A 13,639-nucleotide genomic window follows, 5' to 3' on the forward strand; every position below is an offset into this window, starting at 1 on the left:
CACGACGAGTTCACGCCCGTACCAGGCGCACTTGTACTCCAGCATCCCCCGCATGTCCCGCCACGCCGCATCCGAGATCGCACGGGCAAGCGAGCGGTTCTTGACCATGTTGCGGACGGCCAGGTCCTCGATCACGACCACTTGATTCTCGCGGACGAGCCGAGTAGTGAGCTTGTGCAGGAAGTCCCGGCGCCGGTCCGCGATCCGCGCATGGACACGGGCGACCCTCACCCGGGCCTTCGCGCGGTTGTTGGAACCCTTCGCCTTCCGGGACAACTCCCGCTGCGCTCTGGCGAGGCGGGCGCGGTCGCGGCGCTCATGCTTCGGGTTGGCGATCTTCTCCCCCGTCGACAAGGTCACCAGCGACGTGATGCCCGCGTCGACACCCACCGCGCTGTCGGTGGCCGGGGCCGGGGTGACGGTGTCGTCGCACAGCAGCGACACGAACCAGCGCCCGGCCGGATCGCGGGACACCGTCACGGTGGTGGGCGTCACCCCGTCGGGCAGCGGACGCGACCAGCGGATGTCCAACGGCCCGGACATCTTCGCCAGCGTGAGCCTCCCGTCGCGCCAGGTGAACGCGGAACGGGTGTACTCCGCCGACGCACGGGACCTCTTCCGCGACTTGAACCGCGGGTATTTCGCCCGGCGGGCGAAGAAGTTCCCGAACGCCGTCTGCAGGTGCCGCAGCGCCTGCTGCAGCGGAACGCTCGACACCTCGCCGAGGAACGCGAGTTCGCCGGTCTTCTTCCACCCGGTCAGCGCGGCCGACGACTCCACATACGAGACACGGCGCTGCTCGCCGTACCACGCGCGGGTGCGTTCCTCCAGGGCCTTGTTGTAGACGAGACGGACACAGCCGAACGTCCGCGACAGCTCCGCCGCCTGCTCATCCGTGGGGTAGAAGCGGTATCGATACGCCCGCTTGACCGACAAATGCCCCATACCTCACAGACTATCAGCTTCCGCGTGAGACGCGGGTGTTCGCCTTTCTCTGTGCTGAACGACGAACCGCCCGGCGGCGGTTCGGCTGCCCCTGCCCTGCTCCGCAGGGGTCCGTTTCCTCCCCAGCCTGAAGGCCGGGGTATCCACGGAGGAATCCGATGAAGTTGCTTTTCCCCGCCCCGTTCGCCCCGTTCGCCCCGATCAACAAGGTCACGGGGCCAAGCGTCACGTCGGTCGACGCAATCGACTTGAAGCCCTCCACCTCGATCCGCTCGACCACGTGTGTCATACCCACCAACCTATCCGCACCCGGCAACGAGTCAGCCGACCGGCAACCGCCTCCACGTACGCCGGAAACACCCCCACAACGCCGAGACCGGCCCCGCGGACACGGCCCGCGGCTCGACGGCGTCAGCGTTGTGAAGCCGACGCGCTGGGTGAGGGCCTGAGTGGCGCCGACGGGTTGGGGGCGCCGTCACGGTGATCGCGGCACGGCACCTGAGGGCAGTCGAACGCCGGAGGACGTGGGGCTGTCAGCTTTGCGCCACCGTCCAGACCTGGTCGAACCGCCTCTTCGCCAGGTCGTCGGCACGGATCAGGAAGTAGAGGCCTTCGCCGCCTTCCCTGTTCCAGCCACGGTCGGGGTCCGGGCCCAACTGGAGGAGCAGACGCCAGTCGGCGGCTTCGGTCGCCTCGTCGAGTGCGTCCCAGTCTTGTTCGGGCATGTTCACGTTCGGTGCGAACCGTTGTTGGCCTTCCACCATGAAGGCCAACTCCCGCTGGCACCGCGTTGTCACGGAGCCGCGGAGCAGGTGCGGCCATCCCATGAGCTGAGGGAACACGGGACCGCCCCCGATCACATCATCCACGGCGGCCAGTTCACCGGTCAGACCGAGGTTCTGGAAGACGATGTCGTCCTCGCCGGCCCGGGGAAGGGTCGTCGCCGGCTCCCACCGGATGCCGTACGCCGGCAACGTCTCCCAGTCGTCCTCCGGCAGAGGCAGCGGCTGCACCTCGCCCTGGTCCCAGCGCACCTGCCACTTCTCGGGGTCGGAGGCCATGAAGGACCACGGCGGCTCGTTGATGTCGCAGAAGAAGGAGAGCAGTCCGTGGTCCGGCAAGGGCCCGTCGGGCCACACCCGGGCGACGTCCGCGAGGTCGATCTGCGCGAGCAGATCCAAGGGGCCGTCCTCCGCCACCGGCCAGCTCGTCCCCGGGGCCGCCAGCGGTCGGCCGCCCAGCCGAGAGACCGGCGCAAAGGCATCGATGCTGTCGCCGCGCGCGATGCGAAGTGCCGGGCGCTTCAGCGAAAGCAGTACGTCCTGCTTTTCCTGGGCCACCACTTGGGAAACAACATCGCGCAACCGTGCGTCCGTGCCAATCGCCATTCGGCGACCCTAGCCGACGGAGACCGGGGCTCGAACCGTGGCGGACCGTGTTCTCGAACACCCTCTGGCGCGCCGCCCGACGCGGTCCGGGGAACCGGCTTCCCCGCAGGTCAGGCACGTGCGTCTGGCCTGCGGGCTCATGCCCCCGGTCGCTGGGCGGACAGCGCCGGAGCGCATCGGTGACACGCCGTCAGGACGCGACGGCAGGCAGGGCGGTGACACGCACAGCGGTGAAAGAGGCGGAGACGGCGGCGTCGGCTCCGTCCGCGAGATCGGGGACTCGGCGTCGGCGCGGTGACGTTGACGATCTTGCGGTCTCTCCCGCCTCCATGGAGGCGGCGGCGACTGCGCGCCGGACGGGGCCTGACCCGTCACCCCTCGCCCAGCACCAGCCTTTGGGCGGAGCGCACCGGTCGGCCGAAGTGTGCGCAGCGCTCCTCGAAGTTCGGTGGGAGCCATGTGCCGCCCAGCAGCCGGGGGTGGGACGGGAAGGCCGCGAGTGCCGCGAGGGCGAACAGCAGGGACGCCCATGGGGTGGTGACGCGCACGCTCATGTACCCCTTGCCGTACATGTCGTGGTAGCGGGCCTCGAAGACGCCGGGCTCGGGCAGGTCGACCTGGTCGAGCCCGGTGAAGCCGAGGCTCAGCGGGTTGCGCGGGTGGGCGAGGTACGTCGACATCTGCGTGATCGTCAGTTCGCCGCCGCCGTCGTTCACCCAGCGCGGGATGGTGTCCTGCTGGGCGCGCTTGCGGCGCGCCGCGTTGCCCAGGGCGTTGAGAGCGAGCGCGCCGACCACGAACCCCGGTTTGCCGACCGCGGCCACACCGGTGCTGCGGTAACTCCCGTTGCCCACCGCGCGCAATCTGTACTGCTCGCCGTAGCCGGTCGCCAGCACGCGCTCGCCGGGCTCAATCCGGGCGGTGCTCGCCACAAGCGGGCGGCGGTCCGCCTGGCCGGTGACGACGTCGGCCACGATGTCGCAGGTGTGCCAGAGGTATTCGTCCTGTTGCGTCCACCCGTCGGCTGCCTGGGATCCCGTCCGGTTGCTCACGTTTCGTCCCCTTGTCCGGCCAGCTCCGGCGCTGCGCCGCCCGCCCCAGTCTAGGTCCGGGTGGCCGGTGTCTCCGTCGGTCACCGCGGTTGCAAGGGCAACTACCTTCGAATATCGGGCGCCAGGACGTCGGCCGCATCGTCCGCTGGGAGTTGCTGGACGGCGACCCCGGAGATGCCTCGGAAAAGCTCTGGCAAGCTGCGCTTGCATGACGTCCCCTCCTTCGGCCCCTGGTTTCCTGCCGAAACTGAGACCTCCGGACGCCCGGTCAGTGCATGTAGCGTGAGCGTGACAGGTGCAGTCCTATCCGTGGTGTGGCTCCGGAGACGGGCGGCAGGCCCGCGGGCGCTCGGTCGGCCGTGAGTTCCGGCCTGGCGGGTGGCGTGGCGAAGCGGAATGTGCGCCGAGCCCTTGCGCCGGATTCGGCCTCCGCCTGCAACGATCCCGGTGTGCTCTGCCCGGGGGTCCGCTCCGGAGTTCTGTCGGGGGTCTTGGACGGCGGCTGCATTTTCGGCTGACGTTGTGATGCGCTCACCCGTGCGAGCCCCGGGGTCGCGATCATCGCCGGGTCACGCGGGATGACCTCGCTGAGACGAGCGCGCACCCACTCCGGTGTGACCTCCATGTCACGGCCAAGGGCCAGCGCGGGCGCGAGAGTGAGGTGGACGCTTGCGACCGCCTCTTCGAGGACCGAGTCGATACGTGACCGATCCTGCTCCGCGGCGGCATACACCCTGTTGAGGGCGTTGGGGATTCGGACGGCCGACTGCGTGGCGGAGACGATGGCCATCCCCGTGGGGAGGTCCTGCGCGACCCCGTCGGTCTTGGCCGGTTCGAGCCGATCGGCCCAGGAACCGGTCAGGTCCACGATCTCCGCCATGGTGCATTGCAGCTTGACCGCGGAGCAAGCGATGTCCTGCATCGGATCCCCGACAGTGACGAATTGGAGGTCGAGCAGGCACACGTTGCTGCGCGTCCAGTCGCGTCGCGGCGCGACACGCACCAGCGCGTTGTCGTAGTGGATGTCGTTGTGCAGCACACCCGGCTCACGTGGCGTGAATCGCTCGGCGCGTGCGGACAGTTCGTCCAAGAGCGCGTCGTCGATGCCGAGTCTCGCGGTCCGCCGCAATTGCTCGTCGCTGTAGCGGTCGGCGCGCACGCGGCGCGCCCGGTCGATCATCTTCGCGCTCGAATCGACGTGCGGATGACGCCGTGCCGCAAGCGGGATCCGCATGGTGGTGAACGCGGCCAGCGCTTCGGGCAGGCCGCGTAGCAACTGGTGCCGCACCAAAGCGCTTTCGAGCGTACGGTCATTCGCCGCGTGTGCCCCGAACTCGAAGCTGGTCACCATCAGCTTCTCGCCTTCGGAATAGAAAAGGTGCGGGGTGAGCCCCGGCCGCTGGGCGTTGGCGACGCGTAGTGCGTCGGATGTCGTCAGGATCGGTTCCGGCTGCAGTACCGGGTTCGTCGACCGGTAGTTCTCGCCGGTCCGCTGACCGACGACGAAACCCCGCGTGGTCATCACGACCACGCCCGTGCTGAAGAAGCCTCGCACCGGCGGCCGTCCGGGAAGCGGGAAGTTGTGCAGCCCCTCGCTCGCGTAGGCCGCGGTCAGGAATCCCGATATCGCCTCGGAAGTACCTGCGTGGCGTGGATAGTTCCCCTCGGGCCCGAGAGTCGGCATACCCAACCGGTGGCGAATGAGGTCGATCTCCGTGCGGGAAAGGCCCCCGTCGTCCGACGCCCCCTCCCCGGTACTCGCCGGTTCGCCTGTCTCGTCCCGCTGCCCGGGCATGACGCCTCCTGAACCACCGCTCCGGCATGGGCCGGGTTTGCGGAAGCGAGGCTACTCGTGATGTTCGGTGCGGAGTGACCATGCCAAGCTCGGGGGTCGAACTTGCATGCGTTTGAGACGTGTTCGTGCGTTGGCTGCGAGTTCGATGGTGATGCACGCGGCCAGGTTGCCCGGGCTGCGTTGCAGCCGGCCCCACACGCGGCCGGGGGGCGCAAACGGACGTCCGGCTCAAGGCGCGTTCGGCCCGCTCAGGCTTCGAAGGCGTCCGGGCCGTGCGTCGGGGCGACGAAGAGGGGGCCGGGCGGCGGGCCGCCGCCGGACAGGGGTTCGACGTGGTCGAGGTAGCGCTCCAGGAACGCCATCGTCTCGGCGTGGGCGGTCGTCATTCCGGCCGCCTGCTCCATGATGACCATCCGGGGGGTGGCGGTCATGAGAAAGACCACGACGTCCGGGGAGACCGCAGCGCCGTAGAAAGTGCGGTACTTCGGGTTGTGGGACACGGCGGCCAGGACCAGTCGGCGGGCGTCTTCCCCGGCTTGTGCGATCTCGGCCCGCAGCTTCTTGCGGTGGTTGGCCGCGCCCATGAGCTCCGCGGTCAGGGCTGCGGCGTCCTTGTTGCTCGCGTACTTCCAGAGCGCCCGCAGCGGCTGGTCGGTCCGGAGCCCCTCTTCGAGCTTCCGCAGGGTGCGTTCCGAACGGTCCCGGACCAGGGCGATGAAGAGGTCGTCGAAAGTGGGGAAGTAGTACTGGACCAGTCCTGAGGTGACGCCTGCCTTCGCGGCCAGGCTGCGGTACGAGACGGCCGCGTACCCCTCCTCCAGCATGAGCTGGACGGCACAGTCCAGGAGCACGGCGCGGGTCTTAGACTTCTCCGTGCCGACCCGGCGGGCTGTCGCCATCTGTTGCCTCTCACGACCCGAACGTTGTGCGGTCGGCCCCGGTGACCCGGCGCGGCCGTCTCCTCCACCCACCCCATGGTAGGCCCCGGTGCCGGCCGCGCCTCGGCCAGGCCGCCGTGAGGGGCGTTGACCGCGCCTACCCCAGGCCGCCCATGAGCAGGGCGTATTCGACGGTTGCCGTCGGCTCCGCGGAGGTCAGGCGGATCGAGTAGTCGCGTTGGCCGATGTCGACCGGGGTGGCCTGGAGTTCGCAGATCGGGCGGTCGTCGAGCAGGGGTGTGTCGTCGCCGTCCTTGAACAGGGCGAACCGCACCCGGCAATCCGTGAAGGCCTCCGCCACGAACAGCACCTTGTCGAAGCCGTCGACGGCGAACCGGATCGTCGCGGTGGGCTGTGCGGCACCGAGTGTTCCGCGGCAACTGGCCACCCAGCCCTCGGTCGTGGCACACGTGCCGTCCCCGGAGAACGGGCCGAGCCGAGGCGCGTTCTCCGGTGGCTCGACGGGCTCGGGTGTCCCGGTGCCGGGTGTCTCCGCCAGGAAGTCCTGTTGTGTGGCGGCGGGGGGGGGGGGGGGGGAGGGGGGGGGGGGGGGGGGGGGGGGGGGGGGGGGGGGGGGGGGGGGGGGGGGGGGGGGGGGGGGGGGGGGGGGGGGGGGGGGGGGGGGGGGGGGGGGGGGGGGGGGGGGGGGGGGGGGGGGGGGGGGGGGGGGGGGGGGGGGGGGGGGGGGGGGGGGGNGGCGGCCACGCATTGCGCGCGGGCGGCTTCGCTGTTGGGGACCGTCGCTGCGGCGGTCGGGCGGCGCGGGAACGAGCGGTCGGTGAACGTCTCGGTCGACTGGCCCGACCCGTACTCGAACAGGGACTCCTGCGGCCGGACACGCCAGTGGTCCGCGTACGCGCGGTACAACTCGTCGAACGGGGGCGGTGTGTGGGCCGACGGTTTGCGCAGGACCGCGCCGCCGCCCATGTCGAGGTCGTCGGCCGCGTCTCCGTCGGCGTCGCCGAGCAGGCCTTGGACGCGGCCCTTGCGGCTTTGCGGCAGGGCCATGTCGGCCTTGAGTCCGTACTGCCCGATCGGCGTGATGTAGAGCGCGGTGGTGTCCGGCCAGAAGACGGCGTACTCGACGTCCGGCCCGGTTCCGGTGCGGGTGAGCGTGCCTCCGCCGGGCAGCGGCGTCTCGGTGCCGGGTGTGAGCGGCCGGCCGCCGAGGCGGACCGTGGTCACGCCGCGCTGCGGATCGAGGGAGAAGGTCACCCGGTCCCCGGCGACGTCGGCGGCGACCGCGGCGTTGACGCTGACGTCGGCCGCGCCGGGGTACGGCACCTGCCTGGCCTGGACACGCAAGCTGTCGTCGGTCGAGGCCACGAGGGTGAACTCGCCGGCCGCCTGGAAGTCGTAGTAGAGCCCGTCGAAGGTCGTCAGGTGCGGGTCGCCGTTGCTGCCTCCGCGAGGACCATCGGCGCACGGCCCGAGGCAGTGGCGTCCGGAACCGCCGCCACCGCCGCTGCCGGGCGGGCGCGGCGGCGCGGGCTTGTTCTTCGGGTCCCCGCAGAAGCTGCGGAGCGTCTGCCCGGTGAGTCCCAGCGAGGCGTCGGTCTCGCCGCCGCTGACCGCGACGAACCCGCGACCCGGATCGATGCGTTCGAACACTGTTCCGGCGCCCGGCGTGTCCTTGGGGCACTCGCATTTTGTGCCGAGCGTGCAGAAGATGTCGCCCATGTGGGCGCTGAGCGGGTAGTCGCCGTGCGTGCCGGGGCCGAAGCGTCCGAACACCGAGCCGCCTTGGCCGGGGGCGAGGCGCAGCACCTCGGCGGAGATGTCGAGTGGGGTCAGGTTCGGATTGAACGCGGGGGCGGAGACCTGGACGGTCTGCTGCGAACTCGCGACGAGGAGGGGCGGATTCAGCTTGACCTTGTCTCCGGTGATCCCCACGCCGTTGACGTCCCATGCAAGTTCGCGGGCCAGGTCGCGGAGGAAGCTCGCCGGCCAGCCCTCCAGGGCCTGTTGCCGGCGGGCGCCCAGCGCGGCGGCGAAGGCGGCCTGGTCCATGCGCACCGCGCCTTTGGCGGACGCGGCGATGGCGGCCCGGGACGTCGACCACACGTCGACTCCCCGGTAGTCCAGCTCCCACCAGAAGCCCATGGCCGAGTACGACAGGTGCGTCAGCAGCGGGTCCTTGCGGGTGAGGTAGAGCTGCCAGATCCCGGGGCTGGAGTAGTGGCCGGTGAGCTTGCCGGCGGCCCAGTCGGCGAGGCCCTCGGCCACCCATCCGGGCATCGCGCCGAACGCGGCGGGGTCGTTGACGATGATGCCCTGGGCGCAGTGCGTCAGTTCGTGGACCACCAGTTCGTCGCGCAGGGCGTCGGTCGTGGACGACGCGCGGAACTTGGGGTAGACGACGACGCGGCACTGCGGACCCGTGGCGTCGTTCCAGCCGATGGCGCTTGCCGCCACGGTCGGGTTGCCCGGTCCCCCGGGGCTCGGCGTGAACTGGCCCTCGGTCCGGCACACGGCCAGGTTCACGGACACGGGAACGTGCAGCTTCACCGCCAGCTTCGTCCACCAGTCGCGCACCTTGGGCGCGAGGGCTGCGTCCGGGCTCGTACCGGTTTCACACGCGGCGCGTGTCTGCGGGAGGGCGGCGGGACCGTACGCGGCCCGCCCGGCGGACGACGCGCTTTGGCCTCCCGATGCGGCGGGTGGTTCCCAGCGGGAGAGTTCGCGTACCGCCGTGCGTTGTTCGGGGGACAGTTCCGCCCAGTGGCCGAAGACCCAGCGCAGCGCCGCCGAGCCCGAGTGCAGCTCGGCGCGGCTGCCGGTCTGGGCCTTCGCGCCGGGCACCGGGCCGAAGGCGGTGGCGAACGCGGACAAGGCCATGTCCGTGGAGACGGCGCCGTCGGGTGCGGTCATGGCCATGACCTTCTCCCACGCGGTGGGCTCGGCGGACTTGTCGCCGTCGCCCGTATTGTCGTCCGACGTGCAGCCGCCCAGGGCCAGCAAGGCCGCCACCAACAGTGTCGCGGCGGTCCGCGCGTGCGCGCGCGTGCCGCAAAAAGGGGATCCGAACACGGCGTCCCTGTCCCCGACCGGGGCCGGGGGCACTCCCCGCCCCGGCGCGTTCGAGTGACGGATGCGCCGACACGGACGCACCCGGCGTCCATGAGGGCCATGTCCGCATCGGATCCGCGGCGCGATCACCCAGGGCGCCTGCGCCGGGACGGTCGGGTGCAGGCCGACGCGATGTTGCGGGCCATGCCGCCGAACACGATCGCGTGGAAAGGCGACACCGCCCACCAGTACACGTGCCCGGCCAGGCCGTGGGGATGGAAGACCGCGCGCTGCCGATACCGCGTGGCGCCGTCGGCGTCGCGGATCACGGACAGTTCCAGCCACGCCAGTCCGGGCAGGCGCATCTCCGCGCGCAGGCGCAGCATACGACCCGGCTCAATCTCCTCGACCCGCCAGAAGTCGAGCGCGTCCCCGACCCGGAGCCGTGTCGCGTCCCGTCGGCCGCGACGGAGGCCGACTCCGCCGACCAGCCGGTCGAGCCATCCCCGTACCGCCCACGCCAGCGGGAAGGAGTACCACCCGTTCTCGCCGCCGATGCCCTCGATCACGTGCCAGAGCTCGTCGGGCGAGGCCGCGACGGGACATTCCCGCTCGTCGGTGTAGAGGCTGCCTCCCGCCCAATCGGGGTCGGTGGGCAGCGGATCGCTGGGCGCCCCGGGGGGCGCGGCGGACGACCAGCGGGTGGCGACGTCGGCCTCACGGACGCGGCGCAACGCCAATTCGAGCGATTTCCTGTCCCCGAGCCGTCCTTCCGGGGGGTCGGGAATGTACCGGGTGATGTCGTCGTCCCGGCACACCACTTCGTGGCGCAGCGACTCCGCCAGCGGTCTGGCCAGTGCGGGCGGCACGGGTGTCACCAGGCCGATCCACAGGCTCGACAGGCGCGGGGTGAGCACCGGGACCGGGACGATCAGTCGGCGCGGCAGCCCGGCGACCTCGGCGTACGCCTGCATCATGCGGCGGTACGTCAGGACGTCCGGGCCGCCGATGTCGAACTCCCGCGACACCGTCGGGGGCAATGCCGCGCAACCCACGAGGTAGCGCAGGACGTCGCGTACGGCGATCGGCTGCACCCGCGTGTCCACCCACCGCGGCGTGACCATGACCGGCAGTCGTTCGGTCAGGTACCGCAGCATTTCGAACGATGCCGATCCGGAGCCGATCACCACGGCCGCACGCAGGACGGCGGTGGGCACGCCGGACGCGAGGAGGATGCGTCCGACCTCGGCTCGTGACCGCAGATGCGGTGACAGCTCGCTTTCGGGGACGCCGCGGGGCGTGAGTCCGCCGAGGTAGACGATCCTCCGGACGCCGGCGGCTTCGGCCTCTCGGGCGAACAGCCGTGCCGCCTCGCGGTCGGCGTCCTCGAAGCCGCGTCCGCCACCGAGACCGTGCACGAGGTAGTACGCCACGTCCACGCCGTCGAACGCCGCGCGTACCGACTCCTCGTCGCGGACGTCCCCGCGCACGACCTCGACCCGGCCGGCCCACGCATGGTCGCGCAGCTTCTCCGGGGAACGGGCGAGACAGCGCACCCGGTGCCCGGCGGCGAGGAGTTCGGGCACCAGTCGGCCGCCGATATAGCCGGTGGCGCCGGTGACCAGGCACAGCGCGGGGTTTTCAGGGCCAAAGGGCTCGTTCACGTATCGCTCGCAGTTGGTCGGGCGGTCTTGTCAGGCGAGACGGTTCCCCCACGGCGCCCGGCAATGCCGGTGTGCGGCTCCCGATGCCGGGAGCCCTCCCTCGGGGCCTTGGGGCGTGCCCTCGCCGCCACGGACTTTCGGCCGGCACACAGCGCGGCGCGGCTCGGCGGCGGGCCGGACGGGGGACGCGGGCTGGGGCCCGGCCGCGGACGCGGTTTCGGCGGCCCCGGGCGGATATGCCGCGCGCGAGTCCGCGTCGGTCCCCAGCCTGCGGGCGAGCGCGGCGCCCGCCCCCGGCCGAACTCCCGCTCCCGCTCCGGATCCGCGCACGGCACGGCCTTCACCCCTTCTTTACTTCCACTCGGCTTCGGGTGCGGTGGCCAAGCCTTGTGGCGGCTACGCTCGGCGCAAGTCGCCTCGTTTCTGCATAGTTTTCCTGCGGCTTGTCGCGGACGTCTCCGGTGACGTCCGACGGCCCGGCAAGGAGGCGTATCTTGCGTGAACTTCCGTGGGGTGAATGGGTGTTGCCCGGCGTCTATGCCGCGGGTGAAGCGGTGGTCCTCAGCACCGGCGCGGCGGCACGCCGACTGGGGGTCGCGGTCGCGACGCTGCGGAGCTGGGACCGTCGTTACGGCTTGGGGGCGGGCCACGTCAGCTCCGGAGGGCATCGGCGCTACACCTCCGCCGACATGGCCCGTCTCGCCTATATGTGCGCGCTCGTGGCGGACGGCGTACCGTCTGCCGAAGCCGCCGACGCGGCACGGGCGTTCACGGTGGACGCGGCCGCTTGCTCCCCTGCGGCAGACACGTACGGAACGCTCCCCGCGCCGGAATCCACCCGCTTGCCGGTGCAGTCCGTGCCCAGCGCCCCCGGGGAGGGGAAGGCGTCGCGCCTCTCGGACGCCGGGCGGACCGTCCGGGGGCTCACGCGTGCGGCCATGCGGTTGGACGCGGACGCCGTCCTTTCCGTTCTGGAGCGCGAGTTCGGGGACCGCGGCGTCGTGGGGGCCTGGGAGGCGCTGGCCCGGCCGACCCTCTATGGGATGGGGCGCAAGTGGGAGAGAAACGCGCGCACCGACACGGCCTCCCACTACGTCGAGGTGGAACACCTGCTGTCCGAGTGTGTGTCGACCGCGCTGCGCCGCACACGCCCTGGTCCCCACAGCGTGCCGTGGCCGCCGCGGGGTGGCCGCGGCGTCCTTCTGGCGTGCGCCGAGAAGGAGTTGCACACGCTGCCGCTTGAGGCGCTGACCGCTTCTCTCGCCGAACGGCGGGTTCCCGTCCGTATGTTCGGCGCGGCGCTTCCCGGCGAGGCCTTGTTGAGGGCGGTGCGCCGCACCGGCCCCGCAGCGGTCGTGCTGTGGTCGCACACCGACAAGACGGCTGAACCACAGCTACTGGGAAAGCTGCTGCGGCAGGCCGCGCTCCTTGTCTGCGCGGCGGGGCCGGGATGGCGGAACGCCTCGACACCGAACGGAAGTTACCGTCTCACATCGCTTCCGCAGGCTGTCGCCGTATTGGCTCCGGAGTCTCCGCGAACCAAGCCTGCCCGCGTACCTGAAGGCGGCTGACGCACCGGACCGGCAAGGTTCTCAGGAACCACCGATGGACGCCCTCTCGTCGGACGCGCGCGATCGTCGAGAAGGCGTGCCGACCGGTTCGTACGACCTCGTCAGCTCGCAGCGGCCGTCATCCGCGCATCGGCGTCGCATCCGTCCCCGAGACAGGGTCTCGACGAGCCCGATCGTCCAACAGGCGGGACAGCCCCGCAGGACGAGGAGGCCGAGCGGGACCAGCAGCAGGCTGACCGGCCCGAACATCGGTTGCAGGGCGAACGCTCCTGCCAGGGCGCCGAATCCCACGATTCCGCGGACCAGGTGGCGGGGCACCGAGCGGCTCGCGAAACGCGTTTCAGCCATCGCGACCGCCGCTCCTTTGTGAGCCGTCCACGCCACCCGGGCTTTCGAGCGCTTCGCGCACCGCCGAACGGGCGCGGTGCAGCCGGGACTTCATTGCCGCGGTGCTCAACCCCAACGCCGCGGCGACGTGGCGCCCCGGGTGTCCTTCCACGTCCCGCATGATGAGCACTTGGCGCTGGTCGGTCGGCAGGGCCGCGATCGCCGCCACCAGCCGCTCGACCTCCAGGCGCCGCAGGACGTCGTCCTCGGCCGACCCTGCGAGGCCGTCTCGGACGGGCTCGTGCCGGCGCAGCGCCAGGCGCGCGCGACGCATGCATTCGTTGCGGACGATCCGGAACATCCACGACGCCAAGGCCCCGGACGCGCGCAGCATGCCGATCTTGCGGTACAGGATGATCAGGGCTTCCTGCGCGGCGTCTTCCGCATCCTGTGGAGACGCGCACAGCGAACGGGCGAACCGCTGCACGTGGGGATGCGCGTCGGACACCAGCGCCGTGATCGCTGCTTCGTCGCCGCCCTGAGCGGCACGCACCAACGTCTCCCCGGGCCACGACGAGTCAGCCACGCGACCTCCCCCACTTGCGCAGCAACGTGACCGTACAAACGCAGACGAGCACGGCGCCGACCACCAAACCGGCGACAACCATTCAACGACCTCCCGGATCCGCACGACGAGACTTACCGGACGCACATAAGAGGCACCAGGACGGCCGAAGGATTCAGCTCCCCGACCAGTGCGCTCCCACGCCGTCGAGGACTCGCGGGCCATCGGCTGCGGGGTCTCCCGACAATGTTTTTAGGCAGTCGTATAAAATTGCGTCGCGCGAACGTGCAGCGGCGGCGGCGACGCCTTGGAGAGTGGGAGGAAGTCATGTCGATCACGGTCACCGCGGTGACGCCGAACATCGGCGCCCGGATCACCGGAATCA

11 protein-coding genes and 1 pseudogene are annotated in these 13,639 nt (G+C 71.0%); 2 read left to right on the forward strand and 10 right to left on the reverse strand.

Features of this window, described 5'->3' with window-relative positions:
• The 7 genes and pseudogenes from ACRX5W_RS32510 to ACRX5W_RS32540 form a co-directional block, all read right to left on the reverse strand.
• On the reverse strand, positions 1-945 hold a 945-nt coding region (locus ACRX5W_RS32510; protein WP_436791995.1), incomplete at its 3' end, for an RNA-guided endonuclease InsQ/TnpB family protein.
• 533 nt (positions 946-1,478) lie between these two features.
• Positions 1,479-2,333, reverse strand: a complete 855-nt coding sequence (locus tag ACRX5W_RS32515; protein WP_436791996.1) for a DUF1963 domain-containing protein — start codon at positions 2,331-2,333, stop codon at positions 1,479-1,481.
• A gap of 371 nt (positions 2,334-2,704) precedes the next feature.
• Complete coding sequence (locus tag ACRX5W_RS32520) at positions 2,705-3,385, reverse strand: hypothetical protein (protein ID WP_436791997.1); 681 nt, start codon at positions 3,383-3,385, stop codon at positions 2,705-2,707.
• A 268-nt stretch (positions 3,386-3,653) separates the two neighbouring features.
• Positions 3,654-5,180 (reverse strand): phosphotransferase family protein, encoded by a 1,527-nt coding sequence (locus tag ACRX5W_RS32525; RefSeq protein ID WP_436791998.1) that lies wholly within the window; start codon positions 5,178-5,180, stop codon positions 3,654-3,656.
• Positions 5,181-5,428: 248 nt separating this feature from the next.
• The gene (locus ACRX5W_RS32530; protein WP_436791999.1) at positions 5,429-6,079 is read right to left on the reverse strand and encodes a TetR/AcrR family transcriptional regulator; all 651 of its coding nucleotides are present in this window, start codon (positions 6,077-6,079) and stop codon (positions 5,429-5,431) included.
• A gap of 136 nt (positions 6,080-6,215) precedes the next feature.
• Positions 6,216-6,506 (reverse strand): hypothetical protein, encoded by a 291-nt coding sequence (locus tag ACRX5W_RS32535; protein WP_436792004.1) that lies wholly within the window; start codon positions 6,504-6,506, stop codon positions 6,216-6,218.
• Positions 6,507-7,108: 602 nt separating this feature from the next.
• A pseudogene (locus tag ACRX5W_RS32540) lies at positions 7,109-8,356 on the reverse strand (VWD domain-containing protein); the annotation flags it as partial.
• 454 nt (positions 8,357-8,810) lie between these two features.
• Here ACRX5W_RS32540 and ACRX5W_RS32545 point away from each other — a divergent pair.
• Positions 8,811-9,206: a hypothetical protein gene (locus ACRX5W_RS32545; protein WP_436792005.1), complete on the forward strand. Its 396-nt coding sequence runs from the start codon at positions 8,811-8,813 to the stop codon at positions 9,204-9,206.
• 67 nt (positions 9,207-9,273) lie between these two features.
• Here ACRX5W_RS32545 and ACRX5W_RS32550 read toward each other — a convergent pair whose 3' ends face one another.
• Positions 9,274-10,791: an SDR family oxidoreductase gene (locus ACRX5W_RS32550; RefSeq protein WP_436792000.1), complete on the reverse strand. Its 1,518-nt coding sequence runs from the start codon at positions 10,789-10,791 to the stop codon at positions 9,274-9,276.
• A 494-nt stretch (positions 10,792-11,285) separates the two neighbouring features.
• Between ACRX5W_RS32550 and ACRX5W_RS32555 the strand changes: the two genes are divergently transcribed.
• A complete protein-coding gene (locus ACRX5W_RS32555) occupies positions 11,286-12,362 on the forward strand; it encodes a MerR family transcriptional regulator (protein ID WP_436792001.1) in 1,077 nt (358 codons plus the stop codon).
• Positions 12,363-12,383: 21 nt separating this feature from the next.
• On the opposite strand, the gene ACRX5W_RS32560 is transcribed toward ACRX5W_RS32555, so the two are convergent.
• Positions 12,384-12,710: a hypothetical protein gene (locus ACRX5W_RS32560; RefSeq protein ID WP_436792002.1), complete on the reverse strand. Its 327-nt coding sequence runs from the start codon at positions 12,708-12,710 to the stop codon at positions 12,384-12,386.
• On the reverse strand, positions 12,703-13,275 hold the full coding sequence (locus ACRX5W_RS32565; RefSeq protein WP_436792003.1) for an RNA polymerase sigma factor: 573 nt from the start codon (positions 13,273-13,275) through the stop codon (positions 12,703-12,705). The genes ACRX5W_RS32560 and ACRX5W_RS32565 overlap by 8 nt, the downstream gene beginning before the upstream one ends.
• Between the last annotated feature and the right edge of the window lie 364 nt (positions 13,276-13,639).

The sequence above is a fragment of the Yinghuangia sp. YIM S10712 genome, from assembly GCF_051388935.1.
In the GTDB taxonomy this organism is placed as follows: domain Bacteria; phylum Actinomycetota; class Actinomycetes; order Streptomycetales; family Streptomycetaceae; genus Yinghuangia.